We start from the raw sequence: 17,617 nt of genomic DNA on the forward strand, positions 1-17,617 counted from the left end.
TTTATATTATTTCTGTATTTATAATTAACTTTGGTTTATTATCTCTTATTAATGAAAAAATTGCTTTTCCGTTAAAAGTTATACTATTATCTTCATTAAGAAGAATTTCATCTGGTAATAAACTATATTTTTTTAATATTTGCATTGCTTCTTTAATTGATAATATAACAATTTGTTCTTTATTATTACCATCAATTATTTTTGCGTTAATTGTTCCCGTAATTTTTTGTTTTGAATTTAATGTTGATTCATATTTTCTTTCTCTTACTGAATAAAGAATTGTTGCTTTTTCATGAGGGGCAAGTTCTATTTCTTCTTCTGGCTCATTAAATGTATATAAAATCATTTCTTGCTCTTGTTTATTTAAATTTGAAAAATCAAAATAATTTGATAACTCATGTGCTATTACTTCATCTCGATAATTAATATTTACAAAGTCTGCTAATTGATTTTCATCATCCATATTTAAAATTCAACCAACTTGTGGATTATCTTTTCCGTTTTTACTTATTCCTTTAATAATTTGAAAGATAAAATTTGATTTTTGATTATATTCACATTTAGGTATTTTTACTGTTTTTTTAATCGGGGAATTGTTTTTGCGTTCTTTTGTAGTAAAACAAACATTTTTGAAATCAGTATTTAAATTTAAATCTTTATTTCTTGTTACTTCAACATTGCCAAAATTTAAATTATTTGTATTAATATCTTTTATTTCTTTAAAAAATAAAGTAGGATTTTTATCACGAAATGTTAAAAAATAGCTCTTTTTATTAATTTATTCAAGTTAATAATCTTATTTTTTTGATTATTTATTTTATAATATACTATATTTTCACCAATAGATTTAGTACTATTTATTTTTGCTTTAATTATTGCCAAATTATTTGTTATATTAATTACTTCTAATTCTGATATATCTAAATCAGGATTTAAATAATTTAATTCATTTAAAATAGTTTGTTGATTGCTATTTTCTAATTTTCCTAATTGGGTATTTGTAATAACATTACATAAATTTTGTTTATTATTTGTTATATATTCATAAACATTATGATCATGTGAGCCAAAATAAATTTTATTTTGTCATACTGCTCCTAAAGATCAAACTTCTCCTTCTGTTCTAATAACAATTTTTTGTTGTTTTGTCACTGTATCATATTCATAAACATTATGATCACTAGAACCAAAATAAATCTTGTTATCTAATATTATTCCAGAATAAGGAAACGAACCATCATTTGATGTAATAACAATTTTTTGTTGTTTTGTCACTGGATCATATTCATAAATATTATTATCTAATGAACCTATATATATTTTATTGTTTAAAACTAACGCCGAAAAACTAAGTGAACCATTTGCTGTAATAGCAATTTTTTGATTATTTATCATTAAGTCATATTCATAAAGATTATTATTATCTTGTGAATTAAAATATACTTTATCATTTAAAACCACTCCAAAAATTTTAATTTTTTCTTCTCTTGTGATAATTATTTTTTGCTCTCCTGCCATGGGGTCATACTCATAAATACCATAATTTAATCCACCAAAATAAATTTTATTATTTAACGTCTTTGTCGCCGATGATACAATTGATCCACCTCCATTAATAACAACTTTTTGCTGTCCTGTCATGGGGTCATACTCATAAACACTATTACCTGTTGAACCAAAATAAATTTTGTTGTTTAATATCGTTCCTGAATAAATAAACGAATTTTCTGCATAAGGAAACGGATCATTTGCTGTAATAACATTTTTTTGTTGTCCTGTAGCCGGATCATATTCATACACATTATGATCTCGCGAACCAAAATAAATTTTGTTATTTAAAACTACACCAGAAGAACGAATTAATCTATTTGTGGTAATAACAACCCTTTGTTTATTTATTATTGGATCGTACTCATAAACATTTTTATCTCATGAACCAAAATAAATTTTATTACTTAAAACTACGCCAGAAGATTGAATTAATACATTTGCTGTAATAACAATTTTTTGTTGTTTTGTTAATGGATCATATTCATAAACATTATTATCTGCTGATCCTATATATAATTTATTGTTTAATACAATACCGGAAGATCAAATAAATTTATTTGTTACAATAACAATTTTTTGTTGTTCTGTTATTGGGTCATATTCATAAACTTTTCCATCTCCTGCACCAAAATAAAGTTTATTATTCAACACTACACCAGAAGAATATGTACCTGCTGTAGTAATAACAATTTTTTGTTTATTTATTATTGGATCATATTCATAAAGAATATCATCTCCTGAGCTAAAATATATTTTGTTATTTAAAACTACTCCAGAAGAACGAACAACTCCATTTGTTGTAATAACAATTTTTTGTTGCCCTGTGACAGGATCATACTCATAAACATTATAATCATATTAACCAAAATATAATTTATTATTTAACACTAAACCAGAAGATTCAACTGCGCCATTTGTTTTAACAATAATTTTTTGTTGTTCTGTTATTGGGTCATATTCATAAACATTATGATCTCCTGAACCAAAATAAAGTTTATTATTTAAAACTACACCAGAAGAGAGAACAAATCCATTTGTTGTAATAACAATTTTTTGTTGTTCTGTAACAGGATCGTATTCATAAATATTACGATCATTTGAACCAACATATAATTTATTATTCAACACTACACCAGAAGATTGAATTCAATCATTTGTTGTAATAACGATTTTTGTTCTATTTATTTTATTATTTTCATTGTTGCTTTCTTTTTGTCTTTTATTTCTATTTAATTTTTCTAAATTAATTGTTTTATTATTTTCTTGTTTTTTATAATGACTAGCGGCAATTATTGTTGATATAGCAGTTCCGCTAATTGTTAATACACTTAATAAACTAAGTAATTTTTTCATACTTGTTTTTCTCTTTCTCATAATCTTGAAACTTTTTATCAAGATCAAGATCTAATTGCATTATATATATATATATATATATATACAAGCACTTTTAATTTTATTTTAGAAAAGTAGAAAAACTAGAATGATTATTATTGTAATTATGATTGTATTAATATAAATGGACTTGCGATTATTTTATTGATATTATAATTAATATAAATTAACTCCTCGCGTGGCGTTTAAAATAATTAATAAAATGGTAGATTATTTTAATTATTTATTTGACATTATATTTTATTGACGGTATCATCGTCATGTAAATTAAAGCGAAGGGAGTAAATATATGAAAATTAATGATTTAAAAATAAAAAAAATCAATGACTCAAATGAAAAAGGCTATTTTAATGTTGAAAAAAATTATAATAAGGTTAAAGACTCCATATCAATTTCTATAACAGTTAATAATGTTGATGATGCTATTGAATTTTTGGAAATAAGTAAAAAAATAGTTTAATTAAACTATTTTTATTTATAAAATAAAAATACTAATAATTAATTAATATTATTTATTTTTTAACTCCTATTTATTTTATTTCCCATACATCTACACACTTTATTTGTTAATGCTTCTATATCTTAAAGTTCAGATAATCTAATATTTGTATCATTTGCATATTTTTTAAATTCTTCTTCCAACAAAAATATTTTTTCTTTTAATTCTTTATTTTCTTTTAAAATTAAATCTAAATTATTTTCATTATTTTTATTCATTTATTTTTCACCTCCTTAATTTAACTAAAAAAAGTGATTATAAACACTTAAACTTCTATTCTTTTTATTGATAAACACAATAATTATATTATACTAGATTAGTAGAATGATAGTTAGCTTATCATTCTTTTTATTTATTAAATTAATTTAATTATATCATATTTATTTTTTTAGACAATGTTAATTGTCTTTTTTTATATTGACATTATATTTTAATGACAGTATCTATATAAAGCAAGATTCAAAAATGATGTACCATTTGTTAAATGGGAATTAAAAAGCTTTTTTAAATTGGTTGGAATAAAGTCCCGCGAAAATTGGTATTACTATATATACAAAGTCCTTGATAGATTGAGTAAGTAATATGACAAAAAAGTATGTATATATAATTTGACATAGGCGGCGATAGATAACCATAGCCGTCTGTTTTAATAAAAACTAATATAGTTAATAATATTTAATTATCGCCGTCTCCTTTCTATTACAAGATTATTATTAATCTTGTTTTTTATTAAAATTAAGCTTGACAAATATTTAAAGTGGAGTTAGTGTGTGGGCATTATTAATTTATAAATAAAAAGAAAAGAGGACAAAATAAATGATAAATATTGATAAAAATTTTATTAAAAATTCTTTTAATTTTTTAGATAAACAAAGCGTTAAAATTATTCAACAAAATTTAGAAAATTATGATGAATGAATTTTTAAAAATTATAGGAATGATAAAACTTTTAAAGAATTTAGAGAATATAAAGTAAAAGAATTTAAAATAAAAACATTAACTACTTTAAGGGGAAAAATAACTTTTAAAAGACAAAGATATTATAAAATTAATTCAGAAACAGGAAAAGAAAAGGTCGCACGGAAAAAAAATAGACTGCACCCTGTTTAGTAAGTATTAATAAAAAGGTTTACAAACTTTCATTTATTATATATTTTTCTTTTTGGTTTGAATATCATTTATTTCATTTTTTAACATCATTAATATATTCATTATGAGATTTATAATTTTTATTATGGATTGTTCCTTTTTTAAGTAATGAATGAAAACTTTCAATAATAATGTTGTCTGCACAATGATAATTTTTACCCATTGAAATTATAATTTTGTTATCTAAACATTTACTATTGTAATCTTTAGATGTATATTGATATCCGTGATCTGAATGAATTATTATTTTATTTAAATCTTTTTTTATTTTTTTAATTTTATTAATTGCATCATTTAAATTATCAATTACAAGTTTGTTATTATTAAATTTTGATCATTTTACATCAATAATTTCTTTAGTATATCCATCAAGTATTGTTGATTGATAATGTTTTTTACCATTTCAAATTAAATAAGTTACATCAGTAAATAAAATTGAAAATCTTTCTTTAATATCATTAAAATTACGATTTACTAAATCAGGATATTTAATTATATTTTTATTTCTATTTTGTTTTATTAATATTTTTCTACGCATACGCTTTACATATTCAGCTTGAATATTATTTTCTTTCATAATTCGCAATACTTTCTTAGCATTATAAACAATGCCATAATCTTCTTTTAAATATTTGGTAATTCGACGATAACCAAATTGTTTTAAATTTTCTTCATAGACTTTTACAATATTTTTTAATGATTCGCTATCCTTACCATTACTTGAATAATTTTTATATTTATCTCAATAACTACGCTTTAAATCTGTTATATCAAGTAATAAATTTAGTGGATATTTATTAATGTTTTCTTTGATAAAAGATACAATTTTTCTTTTATTTAATTGTAAAAGTCATGAAGCTTTTTTAGTAATTCATACCTAACTTTGTAATAGTTTAAATCTCTTTTTTCAAATGATTCTTTTGGACCTTTATTGGTGTTTAAAATTCCTTTCTTAAAATTTTCATACCATGAAGCAACAGTTTTTTATTAATTTGATATTTTTTTGCAATAAAACTTATACTATTATTTTTAACCTCGTGTACTATCATTTTTCGAAAATATGCTGTATATTTATTAAATTTTTGTCCTTTTCTTGCCATATAAAAATACACCTCTAGACTGCACCCCGTTTAGTACGTATTAATAAAAAGGTTTACAAACTTTCATTTATTATATATTTTTCTTTTTGGTTTGAATATCATTTATTTCATTTTTTAACATCATTAATATATTCATTATGAGATTTATAATTTTTATTATGGATTGTTCCTTTTTTAAGTAATGAATGAAAACTTTCAATAATAATGTTGTCTGCACAATGATAATTTTTACCCATTGAAATTATAATTTTGTTATCTAAACATTTACTATTGTAATCTTTAGATGTATATTGATATCCGTGATCTGAATGAATTATTATTTTATTTAAATCTTTTTTTATTTTTTTAATTTTATTAATTGCATCATTTAAATTATCAATTACAAGTTTGTTATTATTAAATTTTGATCATTTTACATCAATAATTTCTTTAGTATATCCATCAAGTATTGTTGATTGATAATGTTTTTTACCATTTCAAATTAAATAAGTTACATCAGTAAATAAAATTGAAAATCTTTCTTTAATATCATTAAAATTACGATTTACTAAATCAGGATATTTAATTATATTTTTATTTCTATTTTGTTTTATTAATATTTTTCTACGCATACGCTTTACATATTCAGCTTGAATATTATTTTCTTTCATAATTCGCAATACTTTCTTAGCATTATAAACAATGCCATAATCTTCTTTTAAATATTTGGTAATTCGACGATAACCAAATTGTTTTAAATTTTCTTCATAGACTTTTACAATATTTTTTAATGATTCGCTATCCTTACCATTACTTGAATAATTTTTATATTTATCTCAATAACTACGCTTTAAATCTGTTATATCAAGTAATAAATTTAGTGGATATTTATTAATGTTTTCTTTGATAAAAGATACAATTTTTCTTTTATTTAATTGTAAAAGTCATGAAGCTTTTTTAGTAATTCATACCTAACTTTGTAATAGTTTAAATCTCTTTTTTCAAATGATTCTTTTGGACCTTTATTGGTGTTTAAAATTCCTTTCTTAAAATTTTCATACCATGAAGCAACAGTTTTTTTATTAATTTGATATTTTTTTGCAATAAAACTTATACTATTATTTTTAACCTCTTGTACTATCATTTTTCGAAAATATGCTGTATATTTATTAAATTTTTGTCCTTTTCTTGCCATATAAAAATGCACCTCCTTTAAAGTTTAGCAAAGACTTTTTTTCTTTACTTACTTTTTTGGGTGCAGTCTACTCCTTTAAAGTTTAGCAAAGACTTTTTTTCTTTACTTACTCTTTTGGGTGCAGTCTAAAAAGAAAAGTATCTTTTTCTTTTAGATAAACTTTTAAGAATTGAAAAATGGCAACGAATAGATAATAGTGTTAAAGAAAAAATATTATCATTTATTGGTGAGAAAAAAAGATACCAAGATATTTTAGATACAATGGAATATGTAAAACTTTGTCTAAAAACAATTTCAAATATTATGAAAAATGCAAAAACAAACCAAGAATATTATTTTAATAAAACTGATAAAAAAATAAAAATATCGCATACTTTATATATTCAAATTGATGGTGCTTATTTAAAAATGTGAAATAACAAGAAACAGAAAAAGAAAAAAATAAAGAAACATATTATATTTTCAACTGTTCATACTGGCTTTGATGAAGAAAAATATACTGTAAAAAGACCTGTAATTGCAAACAAATTAGGTGTGATCGAATTAGATAATATTCCAGAATATATTAAAAAAGATGGGAAATTAACTAATTTTATCAGTAAATTACTTATATTAATTACAAGTTATTACGATATTAACGACAATATTGAAATTAGGGTTTTGGGCGATGGTGCTACTTGAATTAAAAATATTGCAAAATTTATTCAAGAGTACTTTTCTAAAAATAAGGTCCATTACACAATAGATAAATTTCATCTTACAAGTAGATTTAAAAAATTATATCCTTATCAAAGTAAAAATAAAGAAAATAGAGAAACATACCATAAAGTTATTGCTTATTTTTATTCTGCTAAATATGAAGAATTATTAAAATGCTTAAAAAGTAGTACATCTTTTATAAAAGAAACAAAAACAAAGTTATTAAAAGAAACAATTGGATTAATTAAAAATAATGAAGAAGGCATTAGAAACCAGTCATTATTAAATAATATCGGTTGTCATGTTGAGGGTGATATTTCTCATTATTGTAAAGGCGTTATGCTCAAAAAAGTAATTTATCATGAAAAAACTATTAAAAATAAATTAAATACTAGTATGATGAAATTTAAAAATAAAATTGATTTATTTAATTCAGAAGAAAATAAGTTAAATTATTTAGTTAATAATTTAAATAATAATTTACAACAAAATTTATATCTTTATTAATTTATTATAAAATTAAGTAATTAAATTAAGTAATTTTAATAAAAATATATTTTTTGTTGTGGAAAAATTTTAAAAATATTAAAATGTTGTTGACAATAAAATTAAAAGTTATATACTTTAATTAAGTAAATGGTATTTTTATCCCACAATTTCTGAAATATAAATAAAAACCCTAAAATAATACATGCGACCAAAATATTTGTTATGATTGGCATCGTACACGATGCCAATAAACACTTATGCTTCACCCGAAGTAAGTTGATATAACATTCAAGGTATTTAACCAACGATGTATACTGTAAAACTAAATCATTGTTTCAAAATCAAGCACTTTATTAGCTCAATTCACATTAAAATTAATATCATGCGTTGTAATTAAAACGGTTCCCTCAAACGCTTGAATTGCTTCTAACAATGCTTCTTTCGCTAAAACATCAATATGGTTTGTTGGTTCATCTAAAATTAATAAACTACATGGTTGTAATGATAAGGCAGATAAGCGAACTTTGGTTTGTTCACCTCCCGATAATTTTTCCATCTTGTTTTTCATTAAAGTACTTTTAACACCAAAGTTTGCCAAAATACTGCGAATGCGGCCATCTTCTAAATTTGGATATAAATGTTTTAAATATTTAATTGGAGTAACATCTATTAAATCTTCAATTTGATGGAAATATGCAATAACAACCCCATTATCAATTTTTAAAGTTCCCCCTAAATTAGGAATATTCCCTGCTAAAGTATTTAAAAAGGTTGTTTTCCCAATTCCATTATATCCCCGCACAATACATTTTTCGCCATCACGAATATCAAAAGTTAAAAGCTTAATTAAAGGAAACTGATAACCAATTGCTAATTGCTCAGCACTAACAATCGTTGTTGCTGTCGGTTTCTTATATTTAAAAACAAATTTTGGTTTTGTTAATTCATGACGTTTGTCTATCACATCCATTTTATCAATTTTTTTTTGACGTGATTGGGCAATTTTTGCTGTTGAAGCACGAGCTTTATTTTTTGCCACATAAGTTTCTAATTTTTTAATTAAGCGCTCTTGGTTTTTTTGGGCCTTATCATATTGGTCATTTTTTAATTCACTCAAGGCTAAATATTGTTGATAATTACCAACATAGCGATTAATACTTAAATTTTCAATAGCATAAATTATTCGTGCTACTTTGTTAATAAAATAAATATCATGCGAAACAACTAAAAAATCTTTCTCATAGTTTTGTAAAAATTTTGCTAATCATTCAACTTGTTCTAAATCTAAAAAGTTAGTTGGTTCATCTAATAACAAAAAATCATTCTCAGATAATAATAACTTCGCTAAAATAACTTTTCCTCGTTGCCCACCAGATAATTCGGACAATTTTACATTTAACTTTTCTGGATCAATTCCTAAACCATCAACTAAACTGCGAATTTCCTTATCAATTGTTTCAAATCCATTTTGATCTAAGTGTTCCTGTAATTTCAATGCTTTAACAAGTTCATCTTCATCATAAGTAAAACTCATCTTTTCATAAATCGCATGAATTTTTTCTTCAATGTCAAATAAATGTTGATATGTTAATTTTAAAAATTGGTCAACTGTTAATGACCCATCTAACTCCTGATGCTGATCTAGATAACCAATCTTTACTCGTGGGTGCAATTCAACGTCCCCTTGGTCAGGAGTAATCTTACCATAAATAATGCTTAGTAAAGTTGTCTTCCCTGTTCCATTGGCTCCGATTAATGCTAAGTGTTCACCCTTATTAATTCGAATTGATGAATTTTTATATAAAATCTTTCCACCGTTAGCATGACTTAAATTTTCAATATTAATTAAACTCATTTAAACCTCAATCCCTTATTCCAAAATAAAATTATATCTTATTTTCAAAAAAAAAAAAAAATAAAAATAGGTTGCGATAACAAAAATTAACTTCCACAAAAATAAAAAATGATGCCATTTTATGAATCATTTTCACTATTAATTATTTCACTAACCCTAAAAAAGATTTTGGTTCTAAACTAGCCCCACCAACTAAGGCTCCATCAATATCTGGTTGTGCTAATAATTCTTTAATATTTTCTGGTTTAACACTACCACCATATTGAATTCGCACAACATTTGCAACCACTTCATCATAAAGGCTTGCAATTTTTGCCCGAATAATGGCACAAACATTTTGAGAAATTTCTGATGTCGCTGTTTTACCCGTTCCAATGGCTCAAATTGGCTCATAAGCAATTACAATTGTTTTAACATCTTCCAAATAAATTCCTTGTAAGGCTTTTTCAATTTGGCTCTCAACAACTTGTTGGGTTTGATTTTTTTCATATTGTTCTAGGGATTCACCACAACAAATGATTGGAACCATTCCTTTAGCTAATATTTTTTTTGCTTTTAAGTTTACTGTTTCATCCGTTTCATTAAACATTTGACGACATTCTGAATGACCAATAATCACATGAGTCAGTTTTAAGTCTTTCAACATATTAACTGAAATTTCGCCGGTAAAAGCTCCCAAATCTTCATAATGACAGTTTTGCGCCGCAATAATTAAATTATGAGCATGTTGTTTCGCCAATGCTAAATTAACAAATGGGACAGCAACACCCGCATCAACTGTTAAATCAGCACAAGCATGATCCACTTCTTTGAAGAAATCAATTGTTTCACTTGTTGTTTTATACATTTTTCAATTTCCAATAATAATTGGTTTTCGCATTCTCTTCCCTCATTTCTATATAACGTGTATACTGTAAAACTAAATCATAAAAAGCTAATAAAATTATAACAAATTAAAAATAAAAAACAATAATCACAAAAAATAAATTTTATAATTTTAAAAATAAATATTAAAAACAATATTTTTAATTTACTATTTTTTGTGATTATTGTTTTTTATTTTTAATTTGTTATAATTTTATTAGCTTTTTATGATTTAGTTTTACAGTATACACCCACGGAAGTAAAAAAACAGTTTACCCAGTTATTAATTACGATTCATCCATCCCTACACAACTTTATATAAAGAAAATAACCTTTTGGAGATCCAACCCTCTTATTTTTTTAGTGTCCGATATTGTTTTTTTCGGTTTAACAGCACTCTTTTTATGAAAACAAGCAAAAACAAGTGCTCTGACATTTCGCAAGTGATTAATCTTGCCGAGAATTAAAGAAATAAATAGGAGTAGTAAAGCCAATCGCTTTCACACTTTCTTTAAGGCTTCGTGCCATAGATGAGTTATTCATCTTTAAGCATCAAAATATTAAATTTTAAGAGTTGCATTATTGATCAGATAATACCTTTATTTGAAAGGATTTATAAAAATAAAGTTTATTTTGTATAGGGAAAACAGAACTTAATCTGTTTTATAATAAAAGTTCTAAATTTAAAGATACTATCCGATCAATAATGCAAATAAATTTATGTTTTTTAATATAAAAATAAAAAAATCTCACAAGAATTTTTTTGCCGGTTCATCGTACAGAACGCCAAATTAAAAATAAAAAACAATAATCATAAAAAATATTAAATTAAAATTATTGTTTTTTATTTTTAATTTGTTATAATTTTATTAACTTTTTATGATTTACTTTTACAGTATACAAATAATTATATAGGCCGATGGGAAAGAAGAGGGGAGTTAATAATGGGAGTACCAACATTTTGTCCAATTCATTTAAAAATTCATGAATGTCCGGAAAATAGTAATAAAGCAATTTCAAGTGCAACAGAAAATAAAATTAAAGCTAAAATGAATCGAATGTTAAATCCAACTAATAATAGCGAACCTGATAAAACAGCAAAAGCTGAAAAAGGAACAATTCAATATATTTTAGCAAATGCTAAAAAAAATAATGATGATATTAAAAATAAACTAGGGTTAGAAGATGAAGATGGCAAAAGCATTGGCGTCGATGAAAATGATATTAAAGCTAAAATGGCCCGTCTACGAGCTGCTGTCACTGGTAATAATAAAGATGAAGTAGGGAATATTCCCTCCCCTACTCTTACTAGTAAAAAAATCCTGGTTTACAAGAAATAATTGATCATGCTTATCGTCTTAATCGTGGTGTATACTGTAAAACTAAATCATAAAAAATTAATAAAATTTATTTTTAATTTGTTATAATTTTATTAATAATTTTTTATGATTTAGTTTTACAGTATACACAATTTACAAAATGAACAAATAATAACTTCATCTTGGCAATCATACTTAAATCATTTTCACTATCATAAAATAAATTTAATGTTTTCTGACTAATTTTTAATTCCACATCAGAATTTAAAATTTCTGATTCATAAGTATCAATGACCAAACTCTTTCCAACTAACTCCCCTGTTAACCGCACTACTTGTTCTTGGTCTAAAATCATCGAAGCATTAATTGTTGAAAAAGTTGAATTTGCAACGGGAGCAATTTCTTTTAATTGCCATAAAGTTGAAGTATTAGTCGCAATAATTGAACCATTAATTGCTCGCATATAACCCATTGACCCCGTTTTAGTTGCAAAAACAAGACCACTTCCCCTGAAATGTTCTAATAATTCATTATTAACATAAATCTCAGTTCTAATTGTTTTAACATGATCAACAACCTTCGCTTCATTTAAAGCATACCGAATTAAATTTTGATTATATTTAATTTCTAATAAGGGCATTTCACGCAGATTAATCTTCTGATTAAGAATGTTAGCAATTGCTTTTGGATAAGTATTTTGATCATAATTGGCATAAAACCCTAATGAACCTGACTTAATAACAATAAAAGCAACTTTGTCAATAATCTCTTGAAATTTATTAACTGCTCGTAATAAGGTTCCATCTCCCCCAATAATAAAAACATATTGCGGATTAACAAGGTCTTCTTCGAAATGTTCCTCTTGTAAAAGTTTCTTAATTTTAGTAACCAACTGTGTTGATTCCTGATAATCATTGGCAATAATCGCATATTTAAACATTGTTAGCGTCACCTTTTCTTTCTTTTAAGTATGTATACTGTAAAACTAAATCATAAAAAGCTAATAAAATTATAACAAATTAAAAATAAAAAACAATAATCACAAAAAATATTAAATTAAAAATATTGTTTTTAATATTTATTTTTAAAATTATAAAATTAAACACAACAAAAAATAAATTTTACTAATCTTAACAAACACTAATTTAATTTAAAAAAATTTTTTTAAAATATTGTCTTGATGTAAAATTTTCCAAGCAAGGTCTTCTAATTGTGGTATTTAATATATCTAAAATAGATTTTAATCTACTACGAATATTAATTAATGGCTCATTTTGAGCCAATCAACGCCTTATATCTCTATTTATTCTTTCTACTAATGCTTTCTTGCGAGGTTTACCAGGATCATAAAAATAAACTCTTATTTTAAAATGTTTTTCTATTGTTTTTCATCTATAAAATTCTTTTCCTCTATCGGTTATACTAGACTGCACCCTGTTTAGTAAGTATTAATAAAAAGGTTTACAAACTTTTATTTATTATATATTTTTCTTTTTGGTTTGAATATCATTTATTTTTTGATTGTATTTATTATTTAAGGGTTTTAATTAATACCTTAGAAATTGTGGAATAATATACCACTTACTTATTTAGATTATATTACTTTTACTTTTATTGTCAATATATTTTTCTATTTTTTTAAATTTTTCCACGACAAAAATACATGTTTATTAAAGTTATTTAATTTATTAGATAAAATTAATAAAAATATAAGTTTGATTGTAAACTATTATTTACAAAATTATTAACTGAATAATTAATTCTATTTTCTTCTAATGGTTCATTAGTATTAAATAAATTAATTTTATTTTTAAAATTCATCATACTAGTATTTAATTTATTTTTAAGAGTTTTTTCATTATAAGTTGCTTTTTTAACCGAAACACCTTTACAGTAATGTGATATATCACCCTCAATATGACAACCAATATTATTTCATAATGTTTGATTTCTGACACCTTCTTCATTATTTTTAATTAATCTAATTGTCTCTTTTAAGAATTTCATTTTTGATTCTTTTATAAAAGAAGCGCTGTTTTCTAAACATTCTAATAATTCTTCATATTTAGCATTAAAAAATAATCAACTGCTTTATGATATGTTTCTTTATTTTGCTTGTTTTTACGTTGATAAGGATATAATTTTTTAAATCTACTTGCAAGATGAAATTTATCTATCGTGTAATGTACTTTATTTTTAGAAAAGTACTCTTGAATAAATTTTGCAATATTTTTAATTCATGTTGCTCCATCACCCAATACCATAAATTCAATATTGTCATTAATATCATAATAACTTGTAATTAATATAAGTAATTTATTAACAAAATTAGTTAATTTACTATTTTTTTTAATATATTCTGGGATATTATCTAGTTCTATAACACCTAATTTATTTGCAATTAAAGGTCTTTTTTTAGTTGATTTTTCTTTATCAAATCCAGTATGAACAATTGAAAATATACTATGTTTTTTTATTTTTTCTTTTAATTTTTTCTTTTCATTTCACATTTTTAAATAAGTTCCATCAATTTGAATATATAAAGTATGAGGTACCTTTATTTTTTATCAGTTTTATTAATATAATATTCTTTATCAGTTTTTGCATTTTTCATAATATTTGAAATTGTTTTTATACAAATTTTTACATGTTCCATAGTATCTAAAATATCTTGATATGTTTTTTTATTGCCAATAAATGATAATATTTTTTCTTTAACAGTATTATCTATTCTTTGTCATTTTTCAATTCCTAAAAGCTTATCCAAAGGAAAAATATATTCTTCTTTGCCTGTTTCTGGATTAATTTTATAATATTTTCTTCTTTTAAAAGTTATTTTCCCATTTAAAATAGTTAATGTTCTTAGTTTTATTTCTTTTACTTTATAATCTTTAAATTCTTTTAAAGTTTCATCATTTTTATAATTTTTAAAAATTCATTCATCACAATCTTCTAAATTTTGTTGAATAATTTCAATACTTTGTTTATCAAAAAAATTAATAGAATTGTTAAAAAAATTCTCATCAATATTTATCATTTATTTTGCCCTCTTTTCTTTTTTATTTATAAAGTTAATATTGTTCACACACTAACTCTATTTTAGATATTTGTCAAATTTATTTTTAATAAAAAACAAGATTAATAATAATCTTGTACATAGAAAGGAGGTGGCGATAATAAAATGTTATTATATTAATTTTTATTAAAACAGAGAGCTAGGAGGTTATGGTTATAGCCACCTATGCCAAATTATATGTGATTTTTTTCTGTCTTTTTATACAAACTATACAGTTTTATTTTATGATGATATTTTAGTTTAAAATAAATCTCAATTAAAAAAAAGACAATTAACATTGTCTAAAAAAATAAATATGATATCATTAAATCAATTTAATAAATAAAAAGAATGATAAACTAACTATCTGCAATGTTTCTCCTAACTTTATATATTAATAATAATCTAGAAAAATTTTTATTTATATATCTCAGTTAAAAGAAACTGTGCAATCTGTTGTTTCTGCTGTTGTTATATAAATTGCATGTGGTAAACCTTGAGTATCAACTGCAATATGACGTTTTATTCCTGAAATATTTTTACCAGCATCATAACCTTTCTTTTCAGCACTGTCTGTATTTTTGACACTTTGAGAATCAATTATACAAAAACTAGTTTTTTCTTGACGATTATTGTTTATGCGAACTGTTTCAACTAATTTTTTTAAAACTAATTGCAACAAACTAGGATCTTTATCATTATTTTTACTTCAAATTTGAAAATAGTAGTATACAATTTGTCACTTTGGAAAATCTTTTGGTAACATTCTCCATTGACAACCGCTTTTCAATATGTATAGTACTCCGCAAAATATTTCATATAAATCTAAAATTATTGGTTTTGTTTTCTTTTTACTGTTTTATAAAATTGATCTTATTTTTTCAAATTGCTTTTTACTTATATTACTAGGATAATTTTTATTCATATATACCTCTTATTTTAAAATATATATTTATTTTATCTTATTTTCTAAAAGATTTTAAACAGGTTCTTATAATCACTTTTTTAGTTAAATTAAGGAGGTGAAAAATAAATGAATAAAAATAATTTAGATTTAATTTTAAAATAAAATAAAAAATTAAAAGAAAGAATATTTTTATTGGAAGAAGAATTTAAAAAATATGCAAATGATACAAATATTAGATTATCTGATCTTGAAGATATAGAAGTATTAACGAATAGTGTAGAGAGAGACTAGACTGCACCCAAAAAAGTAAGTAAAGAAAAAAAGTCTTTGCTAAACTTTAAAGGAGGTGCATTTTTATATGGCAAGAAAAGGACAAAAATTTAATAAATATACAGCATATTTTCAAAAAATGATAGTACAAGAGGTTAAAAATAATAGTATAAGTTTTATTGCAAAAAAATATCAAATTAATAAAAAAACTGTTGCTTCATGGTATGAAAATTTTAAGAAAGGAATTTTAAACACCAATAAAAGTCCAAAAGAATCATTTAAAAAAAGAGATTTAAACTATTACAAAGTTAGGTATGAATTACTAAAAAAGCTTCATGACTTTTACAATTAAATAAAAGAAAAATTGTATCTTTTATCAAAGAAAACATTAATAAATATTCACTAAATTTATTACTTGATATAACAGATTTAAAGCGTAGTTATTGAGATAAATATAAAAATTATTCAAGTAATGGTAAGGATAGCGAATCATTAAAAAATATTGTAAAAGTCTATGAAGAAAATTTAAAACAATTTGGTTATCGTCGAATTACCAAATATTTAAAAGAAGATTATGGCATTGTTTATAATGCTAAGAAAGTATTGCGAATTATGAAAGAAAATAATATTCAAGCTGAATATGTAAAGCGTATGCGTAGAAAAATATTAATAAAACAAAATAGAAATAAAAATATAATTAAATATCCTGATTTAGTAAATCGTAATTTTAATGATATTAAAGAAAGATTTTCAATTTTATTTACTGATATAACTTATTTAATTTGAAATGGTAAAAAACATTATCAATCAACAATACTTGATGGATATACTAAAGAAATTATTGATGTAAAATGATCAAAATTTAATAATAACAAACTTGTAATTAATAATTTAAATGATGCAATTAATAAAATTAAAAAAATAAAAAAAGATTTAAATAAAACAATAATTCATTCAGATCACGGATATCAATATACATCTAAAGATTACAATAGTAAATGTTTAGATAACAAAATTATAATTTCAATGGGTAAAAATTATCATTGTGCAGACAACATTATTATTGAAAGTTTTCATTCATTACTTAAAAAAGGAACAATCCATAATAAAAATTATAAATCTCATAATGAATATATTAATGATGTTAAAAAATGAAATAAATGATATTCAAACCAAAAAGAAAAATATATAATAAATGAAAGTTTGTAAACCTTTTTATTAATACTTACTAAACAGGGTGCAGTCTAAACAATATTTTTAATTTAATATTTTTTGTAATTATTGTTTTTTATTT

Annotated in this window: 20 protein-coding genes and 5 pseudogenes; 7 read left to right on the top strand and 18 right to left on the bottom strand. The window is 23.0% G+C overall.

What is annotated here, in order from left to right:
* Position 1: 1 nt before the first annotated feature.
* From AACK78_RS04495 to AACK78_RS04505, 3 genes are all read right to left on the bottom strand, one after another.
* The gene (locus AACK78_RS04495; RefSeq protein ID WP_338954697.1) at positions 2–463 is read right to left on the bottom strand and encodes a hypothetical protein; all 462 of its coding nucleotides are present in this window, start codon (positions 461–463) and stop codon (positions 2–4) included.
* Positions 464–753: 290 nt separating this feature from the next.
* A complete protein-coding gene (locus AACK78_RS04500) occupies positions 754–2,202 on the bottom strand; it encodes a PQQ-binding-like beta-propeller repeat protein (RefSeq protein WP_338954699.1) in 1,449 nt (482 codons plus the stop codon).
* A gap of 207 nt (positions 2,203–2,409) precedes the next feature.
* Positions 2,410–2,904, bottom strand: coding sequence for a hypothetical protein (locus AACK78_RS04505; RefSeq protein WP_338954701.1), 495 nt, complete (start codon positions 2,902–2,904; stop codon positions 2,410–2,412).
* A gap of 328 nt (positions 2,905–3,232) precedes the next feature.
* Here AACK78_RS04505 and AACK78_RS04510 point away from each other — a divergent pair, with 328 nt between their 5' ends.
* Complete coding sequence (locus AACK78_RS04510; RefSeq protein ID WP_338954703.1) at positions 3,233–3,403, top strand: hypothetical protein; 171 nt, start codon at positions 3,233–3,235, stop codon at positions 3,401–3,403.
* A gap of 122 nt (positions 3,404–3,525) precedes the next feature.
* Here the strand turns inward: AACK78_RS04510 and AACK78_RS04515 are convergent, their stop codons facing one another.
* A complete protein-coding gene (locus AACK78_RS04515; protein ID WP_338954705.1) occupies positions 3,526–3,660 on the bottom strand; it encodes a hypothetical protein in 135 nt (44 codons plus the stop codon).
* A gap of 598 nt (positions 3,661–4,258) precedes the next feature.
* On the opposite strand from AACK78_RS04515, the gene AACK78_RS04520 reads away from it, so the two are divergent.
* Positions 4,259–4,552 carry a hypothetical protein gene (locus tag AACK78_RS04520; RefSeq protein WP_338954706.1) on the top strand — a complete coding sequence of 98 codons (294 nt, stop codon included), beginning with the start codon at positions 4,259–4,261 and terminating at the stop codon, positions 4,550–4,552.
* 19 nt (positions 4,553–4,571) lie between these two features.
* Here the strand turns inward: AACK78_RS04520 and AACK78_RS04525 are convergent, their stop codons facing one another.
* The 6 genes and pseudogenes from AACK78_RS04525 to AACK78_RS04540 form a co-directional block, all read right to left on the bottom strand.
* Complete coding sequence (locus AACK78_RS04525) at positions 4,572–5,168, bottom strand: DDE-type integrase/transposase/recombinase (RefSeq protein WP_338954388.1); 597 nt, start codon at positions 5,166–5,168, stop codon at positions 4,572–4,574.
* Positions 5,169–5,189: 21 nt separating this feature from the next.
* Positions 5,190–5,462 (bottom strand): annotated as a pseudogene (locus tag AACK78_RS07605) (hypothetical protein); the annotation flags it as partial.
* 67 nt (positions 5,463–5,529) lie between these two features.
* The gene (locus tag AACK78_RS04530; protein WP_338954708.1) at positions 5,530–5,691 is read right to left on the bottom strand and encodes a hypothetical protein; all 162 of its coding nucleotides are present in this window, start codon (positions 5,689–5,691) and stop codon (positions 5,530–5,532) included.
* A gap of 53 nt (positions 5,692–5,744) precedes the next feature.
* Positions 5,745–6,341, bottom strand: a complete 597-nt coding sequence (locus AACK78_RS04535) for a DDE-type integrase/transposase/recombinase (protein ID WP_338954388.1) — start codon at positions 6,339–6,341, stop codon at positions 5,745–5,747.
* A gap of 21 nt (positions 6,342–6,362) precedes the next feature.
* A pseudogene (locus AACK78_RS07610) lies at positions 6,363–6,635 on the bottom strand (hypothetical protein); the annotation flags it as partial.
* Positions 6,602–6,865, bottom strand: coding sequence for a transposase family protein (locus AACK78_RS04540; RefSeq protein ID WP_338954390.1), 264 nt, complete (start codon positions 6,863–6,865; stop codon positions 6,602–6,604). The pseudogene AACK78_RS07610 and the gene AACK78_RS04540, both read right to left, overlap by 34 nt.
* Before the next feature lie 186 nt (positions 6,866–7,051).
* Between AACK78_RS04540 and AACK78_RS04545 the strand changes: the two genes are divergently transcribed.
* Positions 7,052–8,071 carry an Mbov_0401 family ICE element transposase-like protein gene (locus tag AACK78_RS04545; RefSeq protein WP_338956494.1) on the top strand — a complete coding sequence of 340 codons (1,020 nt, stop codon included), beginning with the start codon at positions 7,052–7,054 and terminating at the stop codon, positions 8,069–8,071.
* A 304-nt stretch (positions 8,072–8,375) separates the two neighbouring features.
* Here AACK78_RS04545 and AACK78_RS04550 read toward each other — a convergent pair whose 3' ends face one another.
* A complete protein-coding gene (locus tag AACK78_RS04550) occupies positions 8,376–9,908 on the bottom strand; it encodes an ABC-F family ATP-binding cassette domain-containing protein (RefSeq protein WP_338954710.1) in 1,533 nt (510 codons plus the stop codon).
* A gap of 142 nt (positions 9,909–10,050) precedes the next feature.
* Positions 10,051–10,788 (bottom strand): triose-phosphate isomerase, encoded by a 738-nt coding sequence (gene tpiA, locus AACK78_RS04555; protein WP_338954712.1) that lies wholly within the window; start codon positions 10,786–10,788, stop codon positions 10,051–10,053.
* Between the two features lie 928 nt (positions 10,789–11,716).
* On the opposite strand from tpiA, the gene AACK78_RS04560 reads away from it, so the two are divergent.
* Entirely contained in the window at positions 11,717–12,112 is a 396-nt protein-coding gene (locus tag AACK78_RS04560) for a hypothetical protein (protein ID WP_338954714.1), read from the top strand.
* Between the two features lie 103 nt (positions 12,113–12,215).
* Here AACK78_RS04560 and AACK78_RS04565 read toward each other — a convergent pair whose 3' ends face one another.
* From AACK78_RS04565 to AACK78_RS04590, 6 genes and pseudogenes are all read right to left on the bottom strand, one after another.
* Positions 12,216–13,031: an NAD(+)/NADH kinase gene (locus AACK78_RS04565; protein WP_338954716.1), complete on the bottom strand. Its 816-nt coding sequence runs from the start codon at positions 13,029–13,031 to the stop codon at positions 12,216–12,218.
* 205 nt (positions 13,032–13,236) lie between these two features.
* Positions 13,237–13,506 (bottom strand): annotated as a pseudogene (locus AACK78_RS04570) (IS30 family transposase); the annotation flags it as partial.
* Between the two features lie 283 nt (positions 13,507–13,789).
* Positions 13,790–14,098 carry a hypothetical protein gene (locus tag AACK78_RS04575; RefSeq protein ID WP_338954720.1) on the bottom strand — a complete coding sequence of 103 codons (309 nt, stop codon included), beginning with the start codon at positions 14,096–14,098 and terminating at the stop codon, positions 13,790–13,792.
* Between the two features lie 41 nt (positions 14,099–14,139).
* Positions 14,140–14,601, bottom strand: coding sequence for a UPF0236 family transposase-like protein (locus tag AACK78_RS04580; RefSeq protein WP_338954722.1), 462 nt, complete (start codon positions 14,599–14,601; stop codon positions 14,140–14,142).
* Positions 14,602–14,648: 47 nt separating this feature from the next.
* Positions 14,649–15,128: a UPF0236 family transposase-like protein gene (locus AACK78_RS04585; protein WP_338954724.1), complete on the bottom strand. Its 480-nt coding sequence runs from the start codon at positions 15,126–15,128 to the stop codon at positions 14,649–14,651.
* Between the two features lie 469 nt (positions 15,129–15,597).
* Positions 15,598–16,071: pseudogene (locus AACK78_RS04590) on the bottom strand (IS5 family transposase); the annotation flags it as partial.
* A 340-nt stretch (positions 16,072–16,411) separates the two neighbouring features.
* Between AACK78_RS04590 and AACK78_RS04595 the strand changes: the two are divergent.
* The 3 genes and pseudogenes from AACK78_RS04595 (at position 16,412) to AACK78_RS04600 (ending at position 17,532) form a co-directional block, all read left to right on the top strand.
* Positions 16,412–16,675 (top strand): transposase family protein, encoded by a 264-nt coding sequence (locus tag AACK78_RS04595; protein ID WP_338954725.1) that lies wholly within the window; start codon positions 16,412–16,414, stop codon positions 16,673–16,675.
* 173 nt (positions 16,676–16,848) lie between these two features.
* Positions 16,849–16,914 (top strand): annotated as a pseudogene (locus AACK78_RS07615) (hypothetical protein); the annotation flags it as partial.
* A gap of 21 nt (positions 16,915–16,935) precedes the next feature.
* On the top strand, positions 16,936–17,532 hold the full coding sequence (locus AACK78_RS04600; RefSeq protein WP_338954727.1) for a DDE-type integrase/transposase/recombinase: 597 nt from the start codon (positions 16,936–16,938) through the stop codon (positions 17,530–17,532).
* Positions 17,533–17,617: the final 85 nt, after the last annotated feature.

The organism is Spiroplasma endosymbiont of Polydrusus cervinus (assembly GCF_964019755.1).
GTDB lineage: Bacteria > Bacillota_I > Bacilli_A > Mycoplasmatales > Mycoplasmataceae > Spiroplasma.